This is a genomic window from Plantibacter sp. RU18 (genome assembly GCF_050613355.1).
GTDB lineage: Bacteria > Actinomycetota > Actinomycetes > Actinomycetales > Microbacteriaceae > Plantibacter.
Genome location: NZ_CP159618.1, coordinates 444,080 through 470,374, shown reverse-complemented (window position 1 = coordinate 470,374; position 26,295 = coordinate 444,080). Strand labels below are relative to the sequence as shown.

At 68.2% G+C, this 26,295-nt stretch carries 21 protein-coding genes and 1 other annotated feature; of the genes, 13 read left to right on the top strand and 8 right to left on the bottom strand.

Annotation, left to right across the window (positions count from 1 at the left end; translation table 11 throughout):
* Positions 1-48: 48 nt before the first annotated feature.
* Positions 49-1,347, bottom strand: a complete 1,299-nt coding sequence (locus ABMA10_RS02160; RefSeq protein ID WP_347870142.1) for an MFS transporter — start codon at positions 1,345-1,347, stop codon at positions 49-51.
* 89 nt (positions 1,348-1,436) lie between these two features.
* Here ABMA10_RS02160 and ABMA10_RS02155 point away from each other — a divergent pair, with 89 nt between their 5' ends.
* Positions 1,437-2,105, top strand: coding sequence for a GntR family transcriptional regulator (locus tag ABMA10_RS02155; RefSeq protein ID WP_347870141.1), 669 nt, complete (start codon positions 1,437-1,439; stop codon positions 2,103-2,105).
* A 157-nt stretch (positions 2,106-2,262) separates the two neighbouring features.
* Here the strand turns inward: ABMA10_RS02155 and pheA are convergent, their stop codons facing one another.
* The gene (pheA, locus tag ABMA10_RS02150; protein ID WP_347870140.1) at positions 2,263-3,225 is read right to left on the bottom strand and encodes a prephenate dehydratase; all 963 of its coding nucleotides are present in this window, start codon (positions 3,223-3,225) and stop codon (positions 2,263-2,265) included.
* A gap of 291 nt (positions 3,226-3,516) precedes the next feature.
* Here pheA and ABMA10_RS02145 point away from each other — a divergent pair, with 291 nt between their 5' ends.
* Positions 3,517-5,049, top strand: coding sequence for an alpha/beta hydrolase (locus tag ABMA10_RS02145; protein WP_347870139.1), 1,533 nt, complete (start codon positions 3,517-3,519; stop codon positions 5,047-5,049).
* Between the two features lie 113 nt (positions 5,050-5,162).
* Positions 5,163-6,782: a phosphoglucomutase (alpha-D-glucose-1,6-bisphosphate-dependent) gene (pgm, locus tag ABMA10_RS02140; protein WP_347870138.1), complete on the top strand. Its 1,620-nt coding sequence runs from the start codon at positions 5,163-5,165 to the stop codon at positions 6,780-6,782.
* A 19-nt stretch (positions 6,783-6,801) separates the two neighbouring features.
* Here the strand turns inward: pgm and ABMA10_RS02135 are convergent, their stop codons facing one another.
* The gene (locus tag ABMA10_RS02135; protein ID WP_347870137.1) at positions 6,802-7,653 is read right to left on the bottom strand and encodes a M15 family metallopeptidase; all 852 of its coding nucleotides are present in this window, start codon (positions 7,651-7,653) and stop codon (positions 6,802-6,804) included.
* An 82-nt stretch (positions 7,654-7,735) separates the two neighbouring features.
* Between ABMA10_RS02135 and ABMA10_RS02130 the strand changes: the two genes are divergently transcribed.
* Both ABMA10_RS02130 and ABMA10_RS02125 read left to right on the top strand, forming a co-directional pair.
* Positions 7,736-8,815, top strand: a complete 1,080-nt coding sequence (locus tag ABMA10_RS02130) for an alpha/beta hydrolase (RefSeq protein WP_347870136.1) — start codon at positions 7,736-7,738, stop codon at positions 8,813-8,815.
* 168 nt (positions 8,816-8,983) lie between these two features.
* The gene (locus ABMA10_RS02125; RefSeq protein ID WP_347870135.1) at positions 8,984-10,774 is read left to right on the top strand and encodes an MDR family MFS transporter; all 1,791 of its coding nucleotides are present in this window, start codon (positions 8,984-8,986) and stop codon (positions 10,772-10,774) included.
* Between the two features lie 221 nt (positions 10,775-10,995).
* Here ABMA10_RS02125 and ABMA10_RS02120 read toward each other — a convergent pair whose 3' ends face one another.
* Positions 10,996-12,015, bottom strand: coding sequence for a TerC family protein (locus ABMA10_RS02120; protein WP_347870134.1), 1,020 nt, complete (start codon positions 12,013-12,015; stop codon positions 10,996-10,998).
* Positions 12,016-12,446: 431 nt separating this feature from the next.
* On the opposite strand from ABMA10_RS02120, the gene ABMA10_RS02115 reads away from it, so the two are divergent.
* The 3 genes from ABMA10_RS02115 (at position 12,447) to ABMA10_RS02105 (ending at position 16,864) form a co-directional block, all read left to right on the top strand.
* Entirely contained in the window at positions 12,447-14,051 is a 1,605-nt protein-coding gene (locus ABMA10_RS02115) for an ABC1 kinase family protein (protein ID WP_431031131.1), read from the top strand.
* 253 nt (positions 14,052-14,304) lie between these two features.
* Complete coding sequence (locus ABMA10_RS02110; RefSeq protein WP_347870132.1) at positions 14,305-15,750, top strand: GH1 family beta-glucosidase; 1,446 nt, start codon at positions 14,305-14,307, stop codon at positions 15,748-15,750.
* A 100-nt stretch (positions 15,751-15,850) separates the two neighbouring features.
* Positions 15,851-16,864, top strand: a complete 1,014-nt coding sequence (locus tag ABMA10_RS02105) for a LacI family DNA-binding transcriptional regulator (protein ID WP_347870131.1) — start codon at positions 15,851-15,853, stop codon at positions 16,862-16,864.
* Between the two features lie 74 nt (positions 16,865-16,938).
* On the opposite strand, the gene ABMA10_RS02100 is transcribed toward ABMA10_RS02105, so the two are convergent.
* Complete coding sequence (locus tag ABMA10_RS02100) at positions 16,939-17,817, bottom strand: DNA-methyltransferase (protein WP_347870130.1); 879 nt, start codon at positions 17,815-17,817, stop codon at positions 16,939-16,941.
* A 137-nt stretch (positions 17,818-17,954) separates the two neighbouring features.
* On the opposite strand from ABMA10_RS02100, the gene ABMA10_RS02095 reads away from it, so the two are divergent.
* The 4 genes from ABMA10_RS02095 to ABMA10_RS02080 all read left to right on the top strand — a co-directional run bounded on the left by ABMA10_RS02095 (position 17,955) and on the right by ABMA10_RS02080 (position 21,257).
* Complete coding sequence (locus ABMA10_RS02095) at positions 17,955-18,266, top strand: GNAT family N-acetyltransferase (protein WP_347870129.1); 312 nt, start codon at positions 17,955-17,957, stop codon at positions 18,264-18,266.
* A gap of 194 nt (positions 18,267-18,460) precedes the next feature.
* Positions 18,461-19,680 (top strand): IS3 family transposase gene (locus ABMA10_RS02090; RefSeq protein WP_431030710.1). Its coding sequence is split into 2 segments (ribosomal slippage): positions 18,461-18,740 and positions 18,740-19,680, totalling 1,221 coding nucleotides; the frame shifts between segments, so codons are not numbered across the junction.
* Positions 18,739-18,852, top strand: a sequence feature (AL1L pseudoknot). It overlaps the preceding gene by 114 nt.
* Positions 19,681-19,758: 78 nt before the next feature.
* The gene (gene ppk2, locus ABMA10_RS02085; protein WP_347870128.1) at positions 19,759-20,679 is read left to right on the top strand and encodes a polyphosphate kinase 2; all 921 of its coding nucleotides are present in this window, start codon (positions 19,759-19,761) and stop codon (positions 20,677-20,679) included.
* Positions 20,680-20,756: 77 nt separating this feature from the next.
* Entirely contained in the window at positions 20,757-21,257 is a 501-nt protein-coding gene (locus ABMA10_RS02080; protein WP_347870127.1) for a hypothetical protein, read from the top strand.
* Positions 21,258-21,319: 62 nt separating this feature from the next.
* On the opposite strand, the gene ABMA10_RS02075 is transcribed toward ABMA10_RS02080, so the two are convergent.
* Together ABMA10_RS02075 and ABMA10_RS02070 are read right to left on the bottom strand one after the other, a co-directional pair.
* Positions 21,320-21,850, bottom strand: coding sequence for a HEAT repeat domain-containing protein (locus tag ABMA10_RS02075; RefSeq protein ID WP_347870126.1), 531 nt, complete (start codon positions 21,848-21,850; stop codon positions 21,320-21,322).
* Between the two features lie 100 nt (positions 21,851-21,950).
* The gene (locus tag ABMA10_RS02070) at positions 21,951-23,000 is read right to left on the bottom strand and encodes a lipoate--protein ligase family protein (RefSeq protein WP_347870125.1); all 1,050 of its coding nucleotides are present in this window, start codon (positions 22,998-23,000) and stop codon (positions 21,951-21,953) included.
* Positions 23,001-23,228: 228 nt separating this feature from the next.
* On the opposite strand from ABMA10_RS02070, the gene ABMA10_RS02065 reads away from it, so the two are divergent.
* Positions 23,229-24,656 carry a gamma-aminobutyraldehyde dehydrogenase gene (locus tag ABMA10_RS02065; RefSeq protein WP_347870124.1) on the top strand — a complete coding sequence of 476 codons (1,428 nt, stop codon included), beginning with the start codon at positions 23,229-23,231 and terminating at the stop codon, positions 24,654-24,656.
* Between the two features lie 198 nt (positions 24,657-24,854).
* Here the strand turns inward: ABMA10_RS02065 and ABMA10_RS02060 are convergent, their stop codons facing one another.
* Positions 24,855-26,273, bottom strand: a complete 1,419-nt coding sequence (locus ABMA10_RS02060; RefSeq protein WP_431031130.1) for an NAD(P)/FAD-dependent oxidoreductase — start codon at positions 26,271-26,273, stop codon at positions 24,855-24,857.
* Between the last annotated feature and the right edge of the window lie 22 nt (positions 26,274-26,295).

Here is a 26,295-nt window from a genome sequence, read left to right as displayed (position 1 = left end):
TGTCCGTCAAACGACGGGGAGGATCTGGCCGATTGCCGACAATCGGCGTCAGAGGTGGTCGTGCTCCGTCGCTTCACTCGGGATGATCGGAATCGCGAGGGCAGGCAGGACGGCCACCGCCAGGAACGCGAACGGATAGCCGACAAGGCCGATGAGCGCACCGACGGCCGGAGGGACGATCGACGCGGCGATGAACTGCCCGGTGTTCTGGGCGCCGAGCGCGCGGCCCGCCCATGTGGGGCCTGCCATCTCGGCGACCGAGGTGAATGCAAGTCCGTTGTCCGCCACGGTCACCGAGCTCGCGACCACGAGTGCGATGGCGACCGCGAACGGCCACTGCACGAAGCCGACGCCCGCGAGCAGCACCATGACCACGACAGCGGACACCGCCACCCAGCGCAACGGCTTCACTCGACTGCCGACGCGGTCACTCAGCACGCCGACCCCGATCCTGCCGACCGCGCCGACGAACTGTGAGACACCCACGAGGACGCCTGCCGCGAGCGCCTCCCAGCGCAGATCGCTGACGAGCCACACGAGGGCGAAGGTGGTCAGTGTGAACTGCGGCACGACGAGCAGGATCGACACGGCGTGGATGCGCCACAGGAAGCCGTCCCCGCGATAGGGGTTCCGCGGTGCCGCGACCGTCGGGTTCGGCGTCGTCTCCGTCGGCGTCGGCTTCGGCGCGACGACGCGCGGCGGGTTGCGCAGGCCGACCGCACAGGCGATCGCGAGCACCACGGTCGCGATGAACGAGATGAGCAGGGCTGCCGAGATGCCAGCCGACGCGGCGACCGTCGGTACGGTGATCGCCGCGACGGTCACGCCGAGCGGTTGCGACATCTGGCGGATCCCCATCGCGAGGCCGCGGCGGTCCTTCGGGAACCAACCGACCACGATGCGCCCGCTCGCGGAGTTCGTGCTCGCCGATGCTGCACCGCCGAGCAGCAGGAACAGGCCGAGAGGCCCATAGCCCAGCGTGGGGATCAGTGCGTCGGCTGCGATCGCGCCGCCGGCGGCGAGAGCGGTGAGTGCGAGGCCCCCGGCGATGACGATCCGCTCGCCGATCCTGTCGGCGAGCCACCCCCAGGCGATGAGGGTGAGCACCATGCCGAGCGTCGGAGCCGCGGCGAGGACTCCAGCCTCCGCCAGGGACATGCCGCGCTCGGCATGTAACAGCGGGATGAGGAATGCGGGGGTGCTGACGAAGAGCGTTCCGGCGGTCTGCGCGGCGACGCCGAGCCCGAGCACGGTCCACGCGCGGCCCGCGTTCGGCATGGGTCGGCGGCCCGGGTACGCGCTCGTCGGGCTGCTCGAGTCGGCTCTCGACAATGTCGGATCAGTCATCATGCTGCTTCCCGCAGCTCGGCGGTCACGGCTGCTACGATGACGGTACACCATCTTGGTATACCAATGATTCCAGATCGGAGCGCGGCATGAGCACCCCGTCCCAGACCGCACACCTCTACGAACAGCTGCGATCCGCGATCCTCACACTGGACCTCGCGCCCGGTCGATCACTGACGGAACGCGGACTCGAGCAGCGCTTCGCAGCGTCTCGGACACCCGTGCGCGCGGCACTCAACCGCCTCGAAGCCGAGGGCTTGGCACGACGCGAGGGGCGTGGCTGGATCGTGGCCCCGATCGACCTGGCGGAGATCGGACTCCTCGCCGAGTACCGTGAGGCGATCGAGACGGCCGCGGTGCGTCTCGCCGTCGAGCGCGCTTCGACCGAGCAGCTCGAATCGGTCCACGCCCTGCTCGAGGGAGAGACGGCAGACGACCAGCAGTCGATGCTGCGGGTCGGCGGCGACTTCCACGAGGAGCTCGCCGCGCTGTCGGGGAACCGGCTCCTCGCCGACGCCGTGCAGGGCGCGATGGTCCGACTCGCCCGCACACGCTGGCTGGAGGTGCGCTCCCGGGCCGCACGCGAACAGGCTGCCGCCGAGCATCGCGCCATCCTCGAGGCCGTCAGGACGCGGGATGCCGACCGCGCGGCGTCGCTTGTCGCGACACACATCCGCGGCACCAATGCACGTCTCCTGGAGTCGCTGACCGCGGAACGGCTCCGACTCCGCGGCCACGGTGTCGACATCCTCGACTGAGGGCGCGGCTCGCAGCGGGTCCGGGTCGACGTCCGACTGCGCACAACTCCTGCTGCGCCCTGCCGAGGAACGCGAGCAGCCTCCGATGCCTCCGGGGGGCGAAGTGCCAGCAGGAGTTGTGCGCAGGCAGCGCAGCGGAGGTCTGCGAGCGGTCGGTTCAGTCCTCCTGTGGCTCCGCGGAGAGCAGGCCTCGCAACCAGTCACGAGCCTCGGTGAAGACCTCGTCGTTGTAGCGCGAGTGGTAGTCGACGGCGGTGCGATCGGCACTCGGGTACGAGCCGAGGAAGATCACGTTCGGGCTGAAGCGACGCAGGCCGAGCAGGGCGTCCGCCATGCGCTCGTCCTCGATGTGCCCGAGGGCGTCGATGACGAACCGGTAGCGCCCGAGGGCGTCTCCGATGGGCCGCGACTCGATGAGGCTCAGGTTCACGCCGCGGGTCGAGAACTGCTCGAGCATGTCGAGCAGTGAACCCGACTCGTCGTTCGGGAGTTCGACGATGAGGCTCGTCTTGTCGGCTCCCGTGCGAGCGGGGATCTCGCGCGAACGGCTGACGACGACGAAGCGGGTGACGGCGTTCGGGTTGTCGCCGATGTTCTCCGCGAGCACGTCCAGCTCGTAGTGGTTGACGATTCCTGGCGGCGCCACGGCCGCATCAGCGGACGACGTGCCATCGAGCAGTGTCGCTGCGGCGGCCACATTGCTGGACGCGGGGATGTGCCCGTGCGAGGGCAGCTTCGCATCGAGCCAGAGGTGGCACTGGCCGTACGCCACGGGGTGTGCGTTGATGACCTGGACGTCCTCCATGCGGGTGCCCGGGCGGGCGACGAGGAAGAAGTTCACCGGCACGAGCACCTCGCCCACGATGCGCAGGCCCGGCATCGTGGCCAGTGCATCCTGCGCCACCGACACGCCGCCGTCGACCGAGTTCTCGATGGCGATCACGGCCGCGGTGCTTCGCCCGTCGAGGACGTCGTTCAGAGCCTCGCCGACGTTGCTGACGGCCTTCCAGATCTGGCCCTTCGCCTCCTCGACCTGACCGAGTGCGATCTCGGTGAATGTCCCGCTCGGACCCAGGAAACTGTAGCTCCGGAGGGCGTCGGTCGATGGTGTCGCTGGCATGCCTCCGAGCGTACCGTGTACATCGCGACACGCCCCTCGGTCGCCGTTTGGCTCCCATGCAGGTCACATTCGGCCGATCCACAGGAAAAACGGGTGTTTTTGGGCCGGATACCCCCCGTTGTGAGCTATTCAAAACACGCCAATACCCGGCACAATGGATACAAGGGTGTATTGGGCGCTGCCGCTCGTTCGGGGGACACGGGCGAGAAGCGTCCTTGGAACCCGAACCCGAAGCGTGATCCCGTGTCGCGCGAAGCTCCACCGACGAGCTGCGACAGGAACAGGAGCGACGTGACGAGTGTCTTCACAGACGCCGCCCCGCGGTCCGCGTCGCGCATGAACCTCGCTGGTACCGGCGAGGCGTCGTTCACCATCGGCTCGTCCTGGAGCCTCCCGTCCTGGACGGCTCCGGCGTGGACGAAGCGACCGCTGTCCGCTGCGCGCGTGACCCTCCTGAAGTCCGTCGTCATGGCCGTCACGATCACCGCGATCCTGGCCGGTGTGGTGACCGTCGTGCAGGTGCCGAGTGCGGCGACGACGGCCTCCAGCGCCGCGGCATACGCACCCGCGGCGTCCACCGTCCCGACGCTCACGGCAGCCCAGTTCACGACCGAGTACGCCGGCAACCTCGCCGCCGCCGCGACGGCGCTCACCGCGATGTCCTCCACCCAGGTCGCGACGCTCTGGACCGGACTCGCCGAAGGCTACCGCGGGCTGCTCGTCACCGGTTACCCGCAGGTCATCGGCAACCTCGAAGGCGTCGCGTACACCGACCGCGCCACCGCGAACGTGTCACGGCTCGCGGGGCTGCTCACGGAGACCGAGGCGAGTTACCGGTCGATGACCACGGGCGCCGACCAGGTCGACAGCGAATCCGGTTCGGCTGCGCTCGCGACGACGGTCTCCCGCCTGGACGCGATCAAGCTCCTCGTGGCCCGCTACTCCCCGCAGGCCATCGCCGCACGGCTCCAGCCCGAGTACCTCGTAACCTTGCAAGCGGCCGGTTCCGGTCCGCCGCGCGTGGCCGTCGCGGTCGGCGACGTCGACGTCGCGACATACGTCACGGTGCTCGTACCCGGCATGAACAGCAGCGCCCTCGAGCTCGACGACTACCTGCGCGGCGCGAAACGCATCCAGACCGCGTCCCCGGACAGCGCCGTGATCCTCTGGATCGGTGCGCACAGTCCAAGCGCCCTCGAAGTGCCGTCGAACGACCGCGCGATCGAGGGCGCTCCACTGCTCGCCGCCGTGCTCGCCGGCTACGACGCGTTCCGCGAAGCGCACGGGCTCGCATCGCAGCTCAGCGTCGTCGCCCACTCCTACGGCACCGCTACCGCCTCGCTCGCACTCGCTTCGGGCGACTACCACGTCGACAACTTCGTGATGCTGGGTTCGGCCGGTATCCCGACGACGGTCTCGATCGGCGACCTCCATGTCCCCGCGAGCCGGGTCTTCGCATCGCAGGCGGGCGCCGACATGCTCGCGGGCATCGGCCAGGTGCTCTCCGGGCGCGCGAGCCCGACCGTCAGCTCGTGGGGCGCAACCGTCTTCGGCTCCGACGGCCTCACGCTGAGCGATGGCGACCACCTCGGCGCGGTCGGCGGTCACAACGCCGTCGGAGCGAGCAACGCCGACGACAAGGGCAAGTACCTCGGTCCGGCCACCGAGAGCCTGTACGCGATCCAGCGCATCGTGACGGGCAAGGCCTACGCCCTGCCCGACGTGACCTCGCCGACGTCCACCAAGCCGAACGCCTCGGGCGTCTCCACCACCACAGCCTCCTCCCCCTCTGCGACGGCCGTGGCGCTGCTCGCCTCCCGCTAGCGTCTTCACCACCCTCGACATCGACGCCCGCCGGATCCCGGCACCGGTGGAATCGCCGATCGGTGCGGGTCAAGCTCCTTCCTGACATCGGCGGTTGCTGCCAGACTGGGACGATGAACGATCGCGCAGGTACCCCCGCCACCGAAGCAGATCTGATCGACGTCCCGTCGCTCATCGACGCGTACTACACGCTGAAGCCGGACGTCTCGGTCCCCGAGCAGCGGGTGGTGTTCGGCACATCCGGTCACCGAGGTTCCTCCCTGAACACCGCCTTCAACCAGGACCACATCGCCGCCACGACGCAGGCGATCGTCGAGTATCGCGCCGGCCAGGGCATCACCGGGCCGCTGTTCATCGGTTCCGACACCCACGCGCTCAGCGGCCCGGCGCAGACCACCGCCCTCGAGGCGCTCGTTGCGAACGGTGTCCGCGTCCTCGTCGACGAGTTCGACGACTTCGTCCCGACGCCGGCCCTCAGCCACGCCATCCTGAAGTACAACGCCGAGGGCAACGGCGACCAGGCCGACGGCATCGTCGTCACCCCGAGCCACAACCCGCCTGCCGACGGCGGCTTCAAGTACAACCCGCCGCACGGTGGCCCCGCCGACTCCGATGCCACGTCGTGGATCGCGAACCGCGCCAACGAGCTCATCGAGGGCGGTCTCAACGACGTCAAGATGGCAGAGCCCTCCGCTGTCGAGACGTACGACTTCCGCGGCAACTACGTCGAGGACCTCAAGCACATCATCAACCTGGACGCGATCAAGCGCAGCGGGATCCGCATCGGCGCCGACCCGCTGGGTGGTGCGAGTGTCCACTACTGGCAAGCCATCGCCGACCGCTACGAGATCGACCTCACCGTCGTGAACCCGCACGTCGACCCCGCGTGGGGCTTCATGACGCTCGACTGGGACGGCAAGATCCGCATGGACCCGTCGTCACCGTCGGCCATGGCAGCGCTCGTGGCGCGTCGCTCCGAGTTCGACCTCCTCACCGGGAACGACGCCGACGCCGACCGCCACGGCATCGTCACACCGGACGCCGGCCTCATGAACCCGAACCACTACCTCGCCGTCGCCATCGACTACCTGTACGCGAACCGTCCGGGCTGGCGCGAGGACGCCGCGATCGGCAAGACGCTGGTGTCGTCCACGGTCATCGACCGCGTCGCGGAGTCGCTCGGACGTCGCCTCTGGGAGGTCCCGGTCGGCTTCAAGTGGTTCGTCCCCGGTCTCGTGGACGGCTCCGTCGGATTCGGCGGAGAAGAGAGCGCCGGCGCGAGCTTCCTCCGCTTCGACGGCACCGTCTGGACGACCGACAAGGACGGCATCCTCCTCTGCCTGCTCGCGGCCGAGATCCTCGCCGTCACCGGGAAGACGCCCTCGGTGCTCTACCGCGAACTCACCGAGCGCTTCGGCGATCCGGTGTACGAGCGCGTCGACGCTGCTGCGTCGAAGGAGCAGAAGGCCCGCCTCGGCAAGCTCGATGGCGACGCGATCACCGCGACCGAACTCGCCGGCGACCCGATCATCGCGAAGCTCAGCCATGCCCCTGGCAACGATGCGGCCATCGGCGGCGTCAAGGTCGTCACGGAGCACGCGTGGTTCGCGGCGCGCCCGTCCGGCACCGAGGACGTCTACAAGATCTACGCCGAGTCGTTCAAGGGGGCAGAGCACTTGAAGCTCGTGCAGTCCGAGGCGAAGCAGATCGTCGACGCCGCCCTCGGCGCGTAGCGTCCCCTCGTCACGCCGCCTAGCTCAGATACCCGGGCGCTGCGGGAAGTCCGAAGAACTCCTCGAGCGTCGTGACGCCCGTGTTGTGCATCTCGGTCGCAAGCGGCACGCCGATGTAGCGGTAGTGCCACGGCTCGAAGGAGAAGCCGGTGACCTCGACCTTGTCGGCCGGGTATCGGAGCAGGAAGCCGAAGCGGTACGCGTTGGCGGCGAGCCACTGGCCCTCCGTGGTGTCGCCGAAGCAGGTGTCGAGCGAACAGTTGCCGCTCTCCGCGCCGATGTCCATCGTCCAGCCGGTCTGGTGCTCGCTGTAACCGGGACGCGCGGTCGTCGCGTCGTCGGGCTCGCTGTCGTACACCGAGACCTGGCTCGAATAGCTGCGGTAGGCGCTGTTCGAGGCGAGTGAGAGCCCGGCTTCCGCGGACGCGGTGTCGAACATCTGCGCGATCGCGGCGGCGGCCTCCGCACGGAGCAGCGGATCCCAGGTGTGCGCGACGGGCACAGAGACGAGATCCGGCGGCGTGTAGTCGACGGGGTTCAGCGGCCGCGTCTTGTTGACGACCACCCAGGGGCTCAGCGGATCGTCGATCGAGAAAGCGGCCTTGTCGAACACGGGAGGCGCCGGGGGCGCGGGTGGCGTCGTCTCGGTGGGGGTCGGCGTCGGGGTCGGCGTCTTCGTCGGGGTGACCGAATCGGTCGGCGTCTTCGTCGCGGCGACCGGCGTCGGGGTTGCACCTCGCGAGATGTTCACGACGAGCACCACGAGCAGGATCGCGAGCGCACCGGCGAGGACGCTGAGCGCGATGGTGCGGTTCCGTCGCACGCGCGGCGACACCGGGCGGCGATGGGAGGGCTGGTGGGCTTCGGTCACACGAAGAGCCTAACCGCGACACGGCCGGTCCACTTCTGCCACACTGACGGCAGGCATGCACACCGGACGAGGGGCCCGACTCATGACGACAGCACCGACAGCGGACCACGCGGGGAATCGTCACCGTCGGCCTCGGGTCAGGCGGTTCGTGATCGTCGCCGGGATCCTCCTCGCCATCGGTCTCATCGTCGCGATCATCGGCGCCCTCACGCCGTGGCCGTCTGCGATGCTCATCCGCTCCGTGTTCGAGAAGGGCGGCGCCGCGACAGTCGCCGAGATGGAGCCCTACGTCACGGACACGAAGCTCACCGAGTTCCGGGACATCGCGTACGCACCGCCCGCGGACGGGCGGCCACAGTCGGACACGACCCTCGACGTCTTCACTCCGGCCGACGGCACGACCCCGCTCACGACGATCGTGTGGATCCACGGCGGCGCGTGGATCTCCGGCGAGAAGGAGAACGTCGAGCCCTATCTGCGCATCCTCGCGGCCGAGGGGTACACCACGATCGCCGTCGCCTACTCGATCGCTCCGGAAGCCGTCTATCCGACCGCGGTGAACCAACTGAACGACGCCCTCGCCTACATCTCCGAACACGCGTCGGAGTGGAACGGCGATGCGGACCGGCTGGTCCTCGCCGGCGACTCCGCCGGCGCCCAGCTCGCGAGCCAGATGGCGGTGCTCACGACGAACCCCGACTACGCCCATCTCCTGGGCATCACGCCGGGCATCGACGCCGACCAGCTCGTCGGAGCGATCCTCAACTGCGGCGTCTACGACCTCCCCGCGATGGCCGAGCTGAACGGTATCGAGGCGTGGGGACTGAAGATCGCGCTCTGGGCCTACGCCGGGACGAAGGACTGGTCGTCGACCTCGACCGGCGCGACGATGTCGACGATCGACTTCGTCACCGCGGACTTCCCGCCGACCTTCATCAGCGGCGGCAACGGAGACGCGCTCACCTGGTTGCAGTCCATCCCGATGAGCCAGGCGTTGGAGGCCGCCGACGTCCCCGTGACGAAGCTGTTCTGGTCGGCGAACCACGAGCCGTCGCTGCCGCACGAGTACCAGTTCCACCTCGACCTCGAGGACGCGCACGTCGCGCTCGCCGACACGCTCGACTACCTGTCGGCTCTGGACGCGCAGCTCGACGCGGGTTGAGGACCATTCCCGCGTTCACCGACGTTGTCCAACACTCGGTGAACTTCTGCGGTCCGGGTCGCGCGTGGTTGCCGGTGATCTTGCGTCGGGTGTAAGTTTGCACACTACGCAAAATCCCCATCGCTGCCGCGCCATGTCACCGGCGCACCCCGAGTCGAACGAGACCGTATGTCATCCAGCACCCCCTCCTCGGCGAAACCCGAGGGACCCGCGCCCATCCTCAGCCACCGGCAGATCCTCTTCATCATCTTCGGCCTCATGGCAGGCATGTTCCTGTCGGCCCTCGACCAGACGATCGTGGGCACGTCGATGCGCACCATCGCCGACGACCTCGACGGCATGTCACTCCAGGCGTGGGTCACCACCGCCTACCTGATCACCTCGACGGTCTCCACGCCCATCTACGGCAAACTGTCCGACATCTTCGGCCGACGCCCGCTCTTCATCATCGCGATCACGATCTTCCTCATCGGTTCGCTTCTGGCAGGCATGTCCGGCTCGATGTACGAGCTGGCGATCTTCCGCGCGATCCAGGGCCTCGGCGCCGGTGGTCTCATGGCGCTCCCGCTCACGATCATGGGCGACATGCTCGCACCCCGCGAGCGCGCAAAGTACCAGGGGTACTTCCTCGCGGTCTTCGGCGTCTCGAGCGTCATCGGCCCGCTGATCGGCGGTCTGTTCGCCGGCGCTCCGGAGCTCCTGTTCATCACCGGATGGCGCTGGGTGTTCCTCATCAACCTGCCGATCGGTGTCATCGCGCTCGCGATCGTGCTGCGTTTCCTGCACATCCCGCACACGCGTCACAGCGTCCGCATCGACTGGTGGGGCGCCGCGACCGTGGTGCTCGCCGTCGTACCATTGCTGCTCGTCGCCGAGCAGGGTCGTATCTGGGGCTGGGCATCCGCCGGTTCCATCGCCTGCTACGTGATCGGTGTCGCCGGCATCGTCGGCTTCATCCTCGTCGAGCGCGCCATGGGCGACGACGCACTCATCCCGCTCAAGCTGTTCAAGAACTCCACCTTCCGGGTCGCCACCATCCTCGGCGTGCTCGTCGGTTTCGGAATGTTCGGCGCCATGATGACGGTGCCGTTGTTCCTGCAGCTCGTCGAGGGTGCGACACCGACCGAGTCCGGCCTGCTGATGCTCCCGATGATCCTCGGCCTCATGATCTCGTCGATCGCGAGCGGCCAGATCATCGCGCGCACCGGCAAGTACAAGGCGTTCCCGATCGTCGGCACCTTCCTGCTACTGAGCGGATTCTTCTACTTCAGTTTCGCCACCGCCGACAAACCCGTGTGGTGGATGATGGGCGGCATGCTGCTCGTCGGCCTCGGACTCGGCCAGCTGATGCAGACGCTCACGATCGCGAGCCAGAACGCGGTCGAGGCGCGCGACATCGGTGTGGCCACGAGCTCTTCGACGTTCTTCCGTCAGATCGGTGGAACGCTGGGCACGGCCGTCATCTTCTCGGTGCTCTACTCGCGTCTTCCCGACACGATCGGCGCGGCTTTCACGAACCCGACGCTGCTCGCCAACGCACAGGCGGCGGCCCAGGATCCAGCCGTCCTCGCCGATCCCGCCAACAAGGGAATCCTCGACGTCCTCTCGAAGGTGCAGTCAGGCGGTTCCGCGGGTGGCGCGCTCGACGGCGACACCTCGTTCCTCGTCGGTGCGAACCACGATCTCGCGGCGCCGTTCCTCACGGGCTTCGCCGACGCGACGGTGACCGTCTTCTGGGTGAGCTTCGCGGTCGTCGCCGTGGCCTTCGCGCTCAGCTGGTTCCTCAAGGCGCCGCCGTTGCGGGCGAAGTCGGCTCTGCAGGAGCGCTCCGACGCCCAGGCCGAGGAGGACGCGGCGGACGAACTGTCGATCGCCGCGCAGCGTGCCGCCGAGATGGCCGGCTCGCAGGTGTCCCCGGACACGGCGTCCAACCGCGTCATCCCGCCTCAACGCCCCTGAGCTGCGCGAGCCCACACACCTGACACCTGGTGCCTGGGCCAGCGCGGTGCGCTCGACCGGGCGCCCCCGATTGGCGCGAGCGCGGGTCTCCGGAGACCCGCGCTCGCGCCAATCGGGGGCGCCGTCGGCTACAGACCCGCGCCGGGTCCAGCGCACCGCGCCGGCACCGGGAGACCCGCGCTCGGTCGGTCGCACCGCGCTGGCACCCGAGGGTGGAGGCGCTACGGCTTCGAGATCGGGGTCTGCTCGCCGTTGATCTCGTCACGTCGGGCCTTGGCCTCGTCGCCGCGCGTCTTCGCGAGGCTCGCGATCGTCGCCACCGCGATGGTCGCACCGATGAAGAGCAGCGAGAACCAGATCGGGATCTCGGGGATCCAATCGATGTGCTGGCCACCGTTGATGAACGGCAGCTCGTTGACGTGCAGCGCGTGGAACACGAGCTTCACGCCGATGAACGCGAGGATGACCGCGAGGCCCTGCGCCAGGTACACCAGACGCTCGAGCAGCCCGCCGATCAGGAAGAACAGCTGGCGCAGGCCCATGAGCGCGAACGCGTTCGCCGTGAACACGATGTACGCCTGTTCGGTGAGACCGAAGATCGCGGGGATCGAGTCGACCGCGAACACGAGGTCGATGAACCCGATGGCGACGATCGTGAGCAGCATCGGCGTGAACCAGCGCTTGCCGTCGATCTTCACCGAGATGCGGTCGCCGTGGTAGTCGTCGGTGATCGGAAGGATGCGCCGCGCGAACTTCACGACCTTCCCGTTCGCGGGGTCGCTCTCGTGGTTGCTGAACGCCTGTCGGTACGCGAGGAACAGCAGGAGCGCGCCCATCAGGTAGAAGATCCACGAGTAGTTCTCGATGAGGGCGGCACCGGCGGCGATGAACGCACCACGCATGATGAGCGCGATGACGATGCCGATCATCAGCACCTTCTGCTGGTATGCCTTCGGAACGGCGAAGCCCGTCATCACGATGAGGAAGACGAACAGGTTGTCGATCGACAACGCCTTCTCCGTGAGATAGCCGGCGAAGTACTCACCGCCGTATGTCCAGCCGGAGACGAGGCCGATACCGACGCCGAACAGCAGTGCGAGGCTGATGTAGAAGATCGACCAACGCGCGGACTCCGCGATCGTCGGCTCGTGCGGCTTCCGGACGTGCGCGAAGAACTCGTAGACGAAGAAGAGGATCGTCACACCGATGGTGATGATCCAGACGAGGGGGGTTACGGCCATGATGGCTCCAAGGGGTCGGCGAACACGAGGTACCGATTCGATGATCGGACCAAAGTCTCCTCCACTCTCGATGAGAGCCGACACCCCGGGACCCGACGGTGGGTCCGTATTGACGAGCATGTCGCGTGGGAGTACTCCCCTTGCTCGGATCAGCATAGGGCAGAATCCTGGCGTTCCTCTGCATCCACCGTTTTTGCACGCGCTGCCCACACGGAACGGGCATGCTGGACGGGGTGCGCCGCGGGATCGTCGGCCACCAGGGCGACGGACGGACGGCGGCATGGGTGGGACGAGTGCATGAGTGACGGGTCGGTATGACGGGCGGCCGGACCACACTCGGAGGGGAACGCGACCAGCGCACCCTCGGGGGCGGCACACGGGCCCGCCAGACGCACTCGGTATTGAGCCACGGTCGCCGGTTCACCCAGCTGATGCGCATCGCCCGCCGCAACGGCGTGCTCCCCTGGCGTCGTCTCGATTTCACGACCGACCCCGAGCGGTCGGCGCTCCGCACCACGCAGGCGGAGGGACTCCGGCGGGCACTCGAAGAGGCGGGCGGCGCGTTCGTGAAGCTCGGCCAGCTCCTCTCGACCCGATCGGACCTCCTTCCCGTCGAGTGGGTCGAGGCCCTCTCCAAACTGCAGCGCGACGTCGAGCCAGCACCCTGGGGCGAAGTCCGGACGATGCTCGAAGACGCCTTCGACGGGCCGTTGGAGCGCGTGTTCACCGTCTTCCACGAGACACCGGTCGCTGCCGCCTCGATCGGTCAGGTGCATCGGGCGATCCTCCCGGGCGGTCGCGCGGTCGCCGTCAAGGTGCTCCGACCCGGCATCGTCGCAGAGGTTCACCGCGACGTCGACATCGCCCTGCGGTTCATGCGCTTCGTCGACCGAACCTCACCGAAGGCCCGCATGATGGGCTCGCGGGCAGTCGCAGAGCAGTACGCCGACGACCTGCTGCGCCAGCTCGACTTCCGTCTCGAAGCCCGCAACCTGCTCGCCCTCCGCGCAATGCAGGAGCGGAGCGCCCGCGCCTCGGAGCTGCATCTGCCTGAGCTCGTCGAAGCGCTCTCCACGCAAGATATTCTCGTCACGGAATATCTCGAGGGCGATACGATCACGGCCATCAACAGCCGTCGCGATCCGGTGCCGGCCGAGCTGGAACCCGCGATGCGCACGGTGCTCCATGCCTTCATCCGTCAGATCGTGTTCGACGGGGTCTATCACTCCGACCTCCACCCAGGCAACATCATGCTGCTCCCCGATGGTCGTCCCGCCCTCGTCGATTTCGGATCGGTCGGACGGCTCGACCTTCGGCTCCGCGAGACGACGCAGGAGCTCCTCATCGCCTACCTGCAATCGGACACGGAGCTCATCGGTGATGGACTCCTGTCCCTCGGCGCGCTGCGCGACCCGGACGACGAGCCGGCGTTCCGACGCGACATCAGCACGTTCATCGCCTACGAGCTGGGCCCGGGAGCTCGGGTGGACGTCGCGACGGTCGATGCCCTCGTCGCGGTCCTCACCCGGTACGGTCTGCTCGTGCCTGCTGAGTTCGTGGCAGCGTTCCGCGGTTTCGCGATCCTCGACGGCGCCCTCCGTTCGACCGTCCCGTCCTTCGACCTGCTCGCCGAGTCGCGGGCGTTGGCCTCGGAGCAGATCCGAGATCAGATGGCGCCGAAGGCCATGATGTCGAATCTGACGACCGAGTTGCTGGCGATGCTGCCGGGGATGCGTCGCCTCCCCCGTCGGGTGGATCGCATCGGGTCGGCGCTGGAGAACGGCGAGCTGAGCATCAACATCCGGGTGCTCGCCGATCGGCGCGACCGGCGAATGCTCTCGGGGCTCGTGCGCCAGGTGCTGCTGTCGTTGGCCGGGCTCGTGACGGGTGTCTCGGCGCTCGTGTTCCTCACGGCGTCGCCGCCCGAGGTGGCCGGGGCGATCGAACCCGCCACGGCCGGCATCGTGCTCGGCGGGGTCTCCCTCGTGTCCCTCGCCGGCGTCGCGATCGACATCCTCCTCGGTCGCCGCCGCTGACCCGATACCCCTGCCAGCGCGGTGCGCTGGACCGAGCGCGCCCTCCTGCCCGCCAGCGCGGTGCGCCCGACCGAGCGACGCCGGCCGGCCGCGGCCCCGACCCTGTGGCGCGAGCGCGGGCCTCCGGAGGGGCGCGCTCGCGCCACAGGGGCGCGCTCCGTCGGCCGCACCGCGCTGGCCACAGCAGGAGTGTCACGTGAGAGCGCTCTCATGAACGGGTAGCATGAGCGGTAGCCAGCCACGAGGAGCTCCGATGACGTTTGCGCCCCAACCCACCACTCGCCCAGGCCTCGTCCTGCCGCCATTCCTTTGGGGATCGGCGACAGCTGCCGCACAAGTCGAGGGTGCCGCACACGAGGATGGCAAGGAGGACTCCATCTGGGACGCCTTCGCCCGGGTGCCAGGCGCCATCGCGAACGGCGACGACCCCGAGATCGCCGTCGACCACTACCACCGCACCGCGAGCGACATCGCGATCATGAACGAACTCGGCCTCGACGCCTACCGCTTCTCCACGAGTTGGGCACGCATCAAGCCTGGCGACCGCGAAGCGAACCCCGCCGGCCTCGACTTCTACAGCCGCCTCGTCGACGAGCTCCTGGAAGCGGGCATCCTCCCGTGGCTGACCCTCTACCACTGGGATCTCCCGCAGGCACTCGAGGAGACGGGCGGATGGGCCAACCGCGACACCGCACTCCGGTTCGTCGATTACGCGGATGCGACCTACGAAGCCCTCGGCGACCGCGTCCAGCACTGGACCACCTTCAACGAACCGTTCTGCTCCGCCCTCCTCGGCTATGCGGTCGGCGTCCACGCACCGGGGCGCCGCGATGAGGCCGCCGCGCTTGCCGCCGTCCACCACCAGCACCTCGCGCACGGACTCGCCACCACGAGGCTCCGAGAGCTCGGCGCAGGACAGATCGGCATCACGCTCAACCTGACGAACGCCATCGCCGCGGATCCAGACGACCCTGCCGACCGTGACGCAGCCCGCCGCGTCGACGGCATCATGAACCGCCTGTTCCTCGAGCCCATCGTCCTCGGCACCTACCCGGAGGACGTCTCGGAGGATCTCGCCGGCCTCGGCCTCGACTCCCTCGTGCACGACGGCGACCTGCAGATCATCTCCGCACCGATCGACTTCCTCGGTGTGAACCACTACCACGACGACCTCGTGTCAGGTCATCCCGACGAGAGCGGCGCCGACGGCGGTCACTCGGGCGCGACCGAGCGCGAAGCCGGCTCACCCTGGCTCGGCTCGCCCGACATCTCATTCCCGAGCCGTGGACTGCCGCGCACCGCGATGGACTGGGAGGTGCACCCCGCCGGACTCCGCGCCCTGCTGGTCCGGCTCGGACGCGAGTACCCGACGCTGCCGCCCCTGTACGTGACGGAGAACGGTGCGGCCTACGACGACGTCGTCGCCGAGGACGGCCGCATCCACGACGTCGACCGCGACGCCTTCATCCAGGACCACATCGACCAGGTCGAGCTCGCCATCGCGGACGGCGCCGATGTGCGCGGATACTTCGTCTGGTCACTGCTCGACAACTTCGAGTGGGCGTACGGCTACGACAAACGTTTCGGCATCGTCCGCGTGGACTACGAGACCCAGGAACGCACGATCAAGGACAGCGGGCTCGCGTACGCCCGTCGGATCGCCGCGTCCAAGGGGCTGGCACCTCGACAGGCTCGGTGACCGGGAGCGGATCGGTGACGGGGCGGATCGGCGACCGGAGCGGCCCCGAGCGCCCAGCCCGGTCACTGGGCTTGTCGAAGTGCGGCGATACACTCCAGTCATGATGCAGTCCGGCCAGGGAGCCCCCACCCTCGAGATGGTCGCAGCACGTGCCGGCGTCTCACGAGCCACGGTCTCACGGGTGGTCAACGGTTCGCCCAAGGTGACTGCGGAGGTGGTCGCGGCCGTCAACGCCGCAATCGCAGCGCTCGACTACGTGCCCAACCGCGCAGCCCGCTCGCTCGCGTCACGCCGCACCCAGGTGATCGCGCTCGTCGTCCCCGAGTCGACGGCGCGGGTGTTCTCCGACCCGTTCTTCGCCGCCGTCGTCCAGGGCGTCGCCCTCGAACTCGCGCAGACCGACTACACGCTGAACCTCCTCATCGCATCGGAGACGAACCCGGAGAAGACCCGGCGGTATCTCCTCGGCGGCAACGTCGACGGCGCGCTCGTGGTCTCGCATCACAGCGGCGACCACTCGTACACGCGGCTCGGCCAGGAGCTGCCGATCGTGTTCGGCGGTCGACCGATGGGCGCGGACATCGTCGACAGCACCTACGTGGATGTCGACAACGTCGATGGCGCGAGGACCGCCACCCGCTGCCTCATCGACGCCGGACGCACGCGCATCGCGACGATCGCCGGCCGACAGGACATGCCGGGCGGCGTCGACCGCCTCGCCGGCTGGCGCGCCGAACTCACCGAGGCCGGCTTGTCCGCCGACCTGGTCGAGGTCGGCGACTTCTCGCCCGCCGACGGCGCGGCCGCAATGCGTCGACTCCTCGCACGCGGTGTGCCGATCGACGGCCTGTTCGCTGCGAACGATCAGATGGCCGCCGGCGCATACACCGTCATCCGCGAGGCCGGCCTGTCGATCCCCGGCGACATCGCGGTGGTCGGCTACGACGACGACCTCTACGGCGAGACCGCGGCTCCCCCGTTGACGACCGTCGCACAGTCGCCCGTCGACCTCGGCGCTGAGATGGCCCGGGTCCTCGTCCGTCGGCTGTCCGGCCTGCCGTCCGAGCGTGTGACGATCATGCCCACGCGCCTCGTGCCGCGCGCCTCCGTCTGAGCATGGCTACGCCTCGACAGGCTCGGTGACCGGCGCAAGCCGGCTCGATGCACACCGAGGGGCCTGGGACGGCGCTATGGCAGCGCGAGCCGGTCGCGCATGACGGCGATCGCCTGCGGATTCTCATCCACGAGCACGTACCGACGGCCGAGCGCCCGCGCCACCGCACCGGTCGTGCCGCTTCCGGCGAAGAAGTCGAGCACCCAGTCGCCCTCCCGCGTGGACGCCTGGACGATGCGACGCAGGATCCCCTCGGGCTTCTGGGTCGGGTAGCCGGTCTTCTCACGGCCGGTCGGTGAGACGATCGTGTGCCACCAGACGTCCGTCGGGAGCTTGCCGCGCGCCGCCTTCTCCGCCGTGACGAGACCGGGCGCCATGTAGGGCTCGCGGTCGACCGTCGCATTGTCGAAGTGATACCCCTTGGGGTCCTTCACGTAGACGAGGATCGTGTCGTGTTTCGTCGGCCAGCGGCTCTGGGCCTTCGCGCCGTAGTCGTAGGCCCAGATGATCTCGTTCAAGAAGGACTCGCGACCGAAGAGTGCATCGAGCAGCACCTTCGCGTAGTGCGCCTCTCGGTAGTCGAGGTGCAGGTAGAGCGTGCCGTCGGCGGCGAGCACACGCCAGGCTTCGACGAGTCGAGGCTCCAGGAAGCCCCAGTAGTCGTCGAACGCGTCGTCGAAGCGTCGGAGGTCGCCGCGGATGCGCTCGTAGGCCTGCCCCTTGAATCCGGCGAAGCGACCGGAACCCGTCTCGTCGGCCCGCACCGAGGTGGTCGAATGACGCCGCTGGACACGGCCGGTGTTGAACGGCGGGTCGAGGTAGATAAGCGTGAACGCTTCGTCCGGCAGCTGCGCCAGGACGTTGAGATTGTCGTCTTCGAGCACGAGGTCGGGACCGTCCGGCGTCCAGAGCAGCGGCACGTCTTCGGCCGCAGCGGCGGATGAGGGGGGCATTCCCTCATTGTGACAGGGTGACCGCTGCGAGGCAGGTGCCGAATCGCCCCGAAACGCCGTTCGCTGCCGGTTCCTGCGACCATTCGGGGCGAACGAAGGCCGGGAAGGAACATCAGCCGGGATGCGTTGCACCTCACATGACCACCGAGTTCGCGAACGAGACCGACGCCCAGCGCTACACCATGCACGTCGACGGCCAGCTGGTGAGCGTCGTCGACTACCGCATCTCAGGCGACTCGATCTCGTTCCCGCGGACCTTCACGACGCCGCCGTTCCGAGGCAAGGGCTACGCGGGTGAGCTCGTCGAGTTCGCGGTCGACGACGTCGAGCGGCACAGCGACCGTCGCATCGTACCGATGTGCTGGTACGTCGGAGAGTGGTTCGACACCCACCCCGACCGCCAGGACCTCCTCACCCGGGCTCCGAAGGAGCAAACCCCTCTTCCCTAACTCAGGAAGTCGGCGGCGTGTCGGGGCGCCCCCATCGGTGGAGAACCCCGACACGCCGGAACCTTCCTGAGTTAGGGAGATTTCAATCGGGTGGTGGGGGGGAAGTCGAAGGGACGTGCGGAGCCGCACCGTGCGGTCATCTGTCTTGCCCTTGGTTTGATGGAGACTCTGATCGTCCTGAAAGGATGAGGAGTATGCCAGCTTTGAGGAAGTACCCGGCGGAATTGAGAGAGCGTGCAGTGCGCCTTGTGTTCGAGGCGCGTGATGCGGATGGGGGCCGCCGTGGTGTGTGTACCAGGATCGGCCGGCAGCTTGGTGTCCCGTCGGACACGTTGCGTGGCTGGGTCCAGCGCGCCGAGGTCGATGGGGGTCTGCGTTCGGGGACGTCCACTGATACTGCGGTTCGCCTGGTCGAGGTGGAGCGTGAGGTGAGGGAGTTGCGGCGGGCGAACGCGATTTTGCGGAGCGCGTCGGCTTTCTTCGCGGCGGAGCTCGACCGCCCACACAGCAGATGATCGCCTACATCGATGAACACAAGGAAGAGTTCGGGGTCGAGCCGATCTGCAGGGAACTGCCGATTGCCCCGCAGACGTACTATGCCGCGCGGTCTCGGCCGCCCTCGCAGCGGTCCGTCAGTGACGAGGACACCGTGGTGAAGGTCCGTGCCGTGCACCAAGCGAACTATGGCGTCTATGGCGTCCGGAAGGTCCATGCGCAGCTGCGTCGCGACGGCCACCGGGTGGCCAGGTGCACGATCGAGCGGCTCATGCGTCGGGAGGGTCTCCGCGGGATCTCGCGGGCCAAGGGGCCACGCACGACGATCCCTGGGCCATTCACGGATCGTCCGGGGGACCTCGTTGACCGACGGTTCACCGCACCGGCACCGGACTGCCTCTGGGTTGCGGACATCACCTACATTCGGACGTTCTCCGGCTGGGTGTATGCCGCGTTCGTATTGGACGTGTTCTCCCGCCGGATCGTGGGCTGGCAGCTCTCCACAACCATGCACACCGAGCTTGCCCTCGATGCTCTCGAGATGGGCATCTGGACGCGGCAGCGTGCCGGCCGGGACCTGTCACAACTTGTCCACCACTCGGATCGCGGAGTCCAATATCGTGCCGTGCGCTACACCGACCGCCTCGCTGAGGCAGAAGCAGTCGCCTCGGTTGGGTCCAAGGGCGACAGCTACGACAACGCGATGGCCGAGGCGCTGAACTCTCTATTCAAGGCCGAACTGATCCGCAACCTCGGCCCGTGGAAGGGGATCGACGAGCTCGAGATCGCGGTCGCGGAATACATCGACTGGTACAACCACCGCCGACTCCACGGCGAGATCGGACACATCCCACCCGTCGAAGCCGAGAACAACTTCTACACGCAACTGCCCACCATCACCGTGATGGAACGGGTCTAACCGAGCCTCTACCAAACCCGGGGCTTGACACATCTGTCGTTCAGGTGGTGGTTACACGTGCGGGCTAGCGTCGCGTGCATGCAGCAGCTCGTGTCGCACTACGCCCCGCCGCCCGCACTCGACCGGGTCGACGGCTACCAGGTGGTCGACGTCGATGACGACGACCCCATCCTGCTCAATGCCGCAGGCGCGCACGTCGACACCTGGCGAGAGGGTTACCCGTACGCCGAGCGCATGACGCGCGAACAGTATGAGAGCGACAAGCGGCTGCTCCAGATCGAGCTGCTGAAGCTGCAGAACTGGTTCAAGGCGAACGACCGCCGCCTGGTCGTCGTCTTCGAGGGACGCGACGCCGCCGGCAAGGGCGGCACCATCAAACGCTTCACCGAGCACCTGAACCCGCGCGGCGCCCGCGTCGTCGCGCTCGAGAAGCCCACCGCCCGCGAATCGACGCAGTGGTACTTCCAGCGCTACGTCCAGCATCTGCCGGCAGCAGGCGAGATCGTCCTGTTCGACCGCTCCTGGTACAACCGCGCCGGCGTCGAGCGGGTCATGGGATTCTGCACACCCGCACAGTACGACGAGTTCATGCGGCAGGCGCCGGCCTTCGAGCAGATGCTCGTGGGCGACGGCATCGACCTCGTGAAGTTCTGGTTCTCCGTCTCGGCCGACGAGCAGCGCACCCGTTTCGCGATCCGGCAGGTCGACCCCGTCCGGCAGTGGAAGCTGTCGCCGATGGACCTCGCCTCGCTCGACAAGTGGGGCGACTACACGCGTGCGAAGGAGACGATGCTCGAAGCCACCGACACGCCGGACGCCCCGTGGACCATCGTGAAGAGCAATGACAAGAAGCGTGCGCGGGTCGAGGCGATGCGGCACGTGTTGCACCGCTTCGACTACGACAACAAGGACCATGAGGTGGTGGGGAGACCGGACACGAACATCGTCGGACCCGCGGCCTCGGTCTACGAGCGCGGCGAACGCAGCGAGCAGGCCTGAGGCGGGTCGACCCCTCACGGTCACGGTCGTCGCGTGCTGCCGATCACGACCGGCTCCTGCCCGCTATCCTCTGCATCATGCAGTCGAACTCCTCGCCGTTGCGGCGCCTCACCTCGTCGAGCGCCATCTACGGCACCGTCGTGTACGCCGGCCTCATCGGCGCGTCGAGCGTCTACGAAGACGACGATGTCGAGCAGGTGCTGCTCACGAGCGCACTCACGCTGATCGTCTTCTGGCTCGCGCACGCCTACTCGGCCGCGCTCGCCCACCACGGTGACGACCGACACGAGAGCATCATCACGCTCGGCGCCTCCATCAGGCACGGGTTCCAGGAGTCGTCCGGCATGCTCCTGTCCGCTGTGCTGCCGACCGTTCCGCTCATCTTCGGCATCGCCGGCGTGCTCAGCCACGAGCAGGCGGTGATCCTGGCGCTCCAGGTGTCGACGCTGATGCTGTTCGTCCTCGGCTGTGCTGCCTTCGTCGTCCGCGGGTCGCGCTGGTGGTGGTGTCTCCTCGGAGGCCTGGCGACCGCGCTCTTCGGCGTCGTGATCGTCCTCCTGGAGGCCGGCACCCACTGACGGGGCTCGCGAACGAGCCGACCCGGGCGGACCGGCCGACAGTCGCGAACGGACCGGCGCGTTCAGAGGCGGGCGGCGAGCGCCTTCGCGGATTGCTGGGCGGCGCGGCGGACCTCGCGGTCGGGATCCTGCAGGAGGCGTTCGAGGAGCGGCTTGGTCGTGTCGTCGCCGACGGCGGCGAGCGCCCGGGCGGCACCGGCGCGCACACGGGCGTGATCGTCGTTGAGCAGCGGGGCGAGGGATGCGGTGTCACCGACGCCACGTTCGGCGCACACGCGCTCGGCCATCTCCCGGACGCGCCAGGCCTGGTTGCCGAGGGCTGCGACGACGGCGGGGGTCGCCGAGTCGTCCCAGACGTGCAGGAGTGCGCGGGTTCCCCAGAGTTCCGGCCAGTACAGCGCCGGCGCTCCGCCGAGGATCCCCTCCGCATGGTGGCCACCGACGACACGGAGGAAGTCCTCGCCCTCATAGCCACCCGAGAGGAGGGACAGGCAGCGTTCCACGACGCGCTGCTCGCTCGAGCTGCTCACCGCGTCGGCGAGTCGTTGTTCGAGGGAAGCCTGCGTGCCGGGTGTCTCGTTCTGCGCTGTCATCGTCCCACCACCCTAGCCCGCGAGCTGTCACGTGTGGTCAACGGAAGCTGGGGCCGATCCACAACCCACGCGCGTTCGCAGGCTGTGGAGTGGTGTCGGTTCAGGGGACTCTGGTGAGCCAGGCGTCGGTGGCGAATTTCGACGTGACCAGCTGCTCGGCGGCGGCCAGCTCCTCGGCGGTGACGTGCCCGGGGGTGGCGCCGGTGATCTCGACGAAGGTGTCCTTCATCCGCTCGATGATCTCGGCGCGTGACAGGCCGGTCTGGCTGCGGAGCGGGTCGACGCGCTTCGCGGCGGACGTCGTGCCCTTGTCGCTCAGCTTCTCGCGGCCGATGCGCAGCACCTGCGTCATGAGCTCGCCGTCCATGTCGTAGCTCATCGTGACGTGGTGCAGGACCGCACCGTTGCCGAGACGCTTCTGTGCTGCGCCGCCGATCTTGCCCGACGGGCTCGTGATGTCGTTGAGCGGCTGGTACGTGGCCTCGATCCCGAGCGATCGGAGGGCGACGAGCACCCAGTCGTCGAGGTAGGCGTAGGAGTCTGCGAAGGTCAAACCGTTCACGAGCTCTGCAGGGACGTAGAGCGAGTACGTGATGATGCCGCCTCGCTGCATCATCATCGCGCCGCCACCCGACACCCGCCGCACGACCTCGAAGCCGTTGGCCTTGGCGTTGTCGAGGTCGACCTCGTTCTTGAGCGACTGGAAGCTGCCGATGACGACGGCCGACTGGTCCCACTCCCAGATGCGGAGCGTCGGGCCGCGGCGCCCCTCACCGACCTCGTTCGTGAGCACCTCGTCGAGCGCGAGGTGGAGCTGCGGCGAGACCGAACCGTCGTGGATGAGCTGCCAGTCGTAGTCGCCCCAGCCCGTCGCCTTCGCGAGCGAGCGGCGGATCGCGGTGGCGACCGCTTCGGGGGTGAACCCGAGCAGCACGGCACCTTCAGGCAGCGCGCCTCGGATGGCGGCCGCGAGACCTGCGGCGTCGGTCGTCGCGGGGAGGCCGTTCACCGCCTGGTCGATCAGTCCGAGTGCGTCGTCGGGCTCGAGGAAGAAGTCGCCGGCCAGGCGGAAATCGGTGATGCGATCCTCGACGACGTCGAGATCGACGACGACGAGCTTGCCACCCGGGACCTTGTACTCACCATGCATGCCCCCAGCCTATTCCTGGACGGCGTCCGGATTCCCCGAAGGGCCGGTGTTCCTGCATCGAACAGTGCTCGCCGCCGCCGCCGGACCTCAGCGGCCGGGACGGTCGATCAGGTGGACACCCTGTCCGCGCGACTCGACTGATCGGACGTCCTGCGTCTTCCCGGCGAGCGCCCGAGCTGCGAGGGTGTACCTGAGCCAGTCCACGTCCGTCCGAAGGGATCCCCTGCGATGCTCCACCTCAAGAACTTCATCGACGGCCGCTCGGTGCAGAGTGACGCGACCGAGCGGTTCGACCTGATCGATCCCGCGACGGAGGAGGTCTACGGCACCTCACCGGTCTCCACCGCCCACGATGTCGACCTCGCGTTCGCTGCGGCCGACCGGGCGTTCGAGCAGTGGGGCCGCAGCACACCCTCGGAACGGCAGCTCGCGCTGTTCCGCATCGCCGACGAGATGGAGCTGCGCGCCGAGGAGTTCGCCGACGCCGAGGCGCAGGACACGGGGAAGCCCCGACGGACGCTCGTCGCCGACGAGATCGTCGCCTCGGTCGACCAGATCCGCTTCTTCGCGGGAGCCGCCAGGAACCTGGAGGGGCGCTCGGGCGGCGAGTACCTCGCCGGGCACACCTCGTTCGTCCGGCGGGAGCCGATCGGTGTCATCGGCCAGGTCACGCCGTGGAACTACCCGCTCAACATGGCGGTCTGGAAGTTCGCGCCCGCTGTCGCCGCCGGCAATACGACCGTGTTGAAGCCGAGCGACACGACCCCGTTGTCCACGCTGCTGCTCGCCGAGATCTGTGCGGAGTTCCTTCCCGACGGGGTCGTCAACGTCATCCTCGGCGACCGCACCACCGGGCGCGCGATGGTCGAGCACCCGACGCCGCAGATGATCTCCATCACCGGCTCCGTCCGCGCCGGAATGCAGGTCGCCGGTGATGCTGCGAAGGACCTGAAGCGTGTGCACCTGGAGCTCGGCGGCAAGGCTCCCGTCGTGGTCTTCGACGATGTCGACATCCCGCACGCCGTCGAGACGATCACGAACGCCGCCTTCTTCAACGCCGGCCAGGACTGCACCGCCGCGACCCGGGTGCTCGTGCAGGAGGGCGTTCACGACGAGTTCGTCGCCGCCCTCGTCGAGTACGCGAGGACCAATGCGAAGACCGGCTCACCGCACGAGGACGGCATCCTCTTCGGTCCCGTGAACAACGCGAACCAGCTCGCGCAGGTGCAGGGGTTCCTGGAGCGTCTGCCCGATCACGCGGAGATCGTGCTCGGCGGCAAGCGCCAGGGCGATGCCGGGTACTTCCACGAAGCGACGATCGTCGCCGGGCTGCTGCAGGACGACGAGATCGTGCAGAACGAGGTCTTCGGCCCCGTCGTCACCGTGCAGCGGTTCACCGACGAGGCGGAGGCGCTGCGCTGGTCGAACGACGTCCAGTACGGCCTCGCATCGTCCGTGTGGACGGCCGACCACTCGCGGGCGATGCGCCTGGCGTCTCGCCTCGACTTCGGCGTCGTCTGGATCAACACGCATCTGCCGATCACCGCCGAGATGCCGCACGGCGGCTTCAAGCACTCCGGCTACGGCAAGGACCTCTCGGCGTACGGCTTCGAGGACTACACGCGCATCAAGCACGTGATGTCCTACCTCGGCTAGCCGCCTGCCGCCTGCCGCCATTCATGGCGTCCTGATTGTGGGCTGGGCCCTGAGCCCACAATATGGACTCCTCACACAGCCGAGCGCCGGTCGACGGAACCACCACTGGCAGGCGCCCGAGGTGCTGCAGGCTCTCGACGACTTCGGCGCCCGAGCGCGTCGGCGATCCGACTGGTAGCTACTCCGGTCTCCCGCGCCCTACGAGTCGAAGCCGACGCCGAACCTGTCCATGACCTTGAGCAGGAGGCCGTCCCGACCCTCGTTCGCATCCGACTTCGCCACGGCCTTCCGGACGATCTGGATGGCCGGGTTCGCGATGGGCTCCGGAGGGATGGGGATCGGCTTCGACCGCACCATCTTCAGACGGGTCAGCTCGGTGGACCGACCGCTGAGGAGGTCGAGCATGACCTTCGCACCGAACCGGGTCGCGCCGACGCCGAGGCCGGTGAATCCGGCGCTGTAGGCGACGCGTCCGCCGAGGGCCGTGCCCTGGAACGCGGACAGGCGTGAACACATGTCGATCATGCCGCCCCACGCGTGCGTGAACCGGACGTCGAGCTGCGGGTAGGTCGTGAAGAAGTGGTCCGCGAGCGTCTCGAACGTCTCTCGGCGCTGGTCGTACTCGCGTCGGATCCTCCCGCCCCGGTGGTAGACGGCGTCGAAGCCGCCGTACAGGATGCGATCGTCGGCGGTGCGCCTTGAGTAGTGGAACTCGCGGCTGGAGTCGGCGATGCCGAAGCGGTCGGCCCAGCCGATGCTCTCCAGCTGCTCCGCACTCAGCGGTTCGGTCATGAGCACGTAGTCGTACACGGGAATGGTCAGCAACTCGGTGCGCTTGAGGAGTGACGGGAACCCGTTCGTCGCGAGCGCGACCGCGCCGGCCTCGATGCGGCCGGCCCTCGTGGTCACCGCGACACCGTCCGCGCTGCGCTTCACGGAGGTCGCCGGCGTGTGCTCGAAGACACGGACACCGAGCTCGATGCACGCCCGCTTCAGCCCCCAGGCGAGCTTCGCCGGATGCACGAGTGCCGTGCCATGGGTCTCCCGCTGCCCCGCCAGGAAGACCGGCGAGTGCACGAGCGCTTGGACGGCTTCGCGATCGAGGAACACGGCATCGCCGGACACCTCACGCAGCGCGTCGACCTGATGCAGTTCGGTGGCGACCGTGAGCGACCCCGTGTACTCGAACTCGGCGTCGATGCCCAGCCGATCGAGCGTCGCCACGAACTCGTCGAAGTTCTCATCGGCCAGCCGGCGCAGCTCCGGGAGCTCGTCGGCGAAGTGTCGCTCGCCGTTGTCCTCACCATGGGTCAGGCTCGCCTCGAAGAACCCGCCGTTGCGTCCGCTGGCCGCCCAGCCGACTTCCTGACCCTCGATCAGCACGACGTCGCGCGAGTGGTCGGCCTCCTTCGCGATGAGCGCCGTCCAGAGCCCGGAGTAGCCTCCGCCGACGACGAGCAGATCCGCTGTCGTCTTCCCGACGAGGGCCGGCTCTGCACCCGGTCGATCGGGCGTGTCGAGCCAGAACGGCGTGCTGCTCGCGCCCTCCAGCGAGCGCGTGATGCGCTCGGCGGAGTTGCGTCTGCGATGGCTGTACGTGGGGCCGGACGAGGTCACGGTGTCTCCTGTCGGTCGTGCG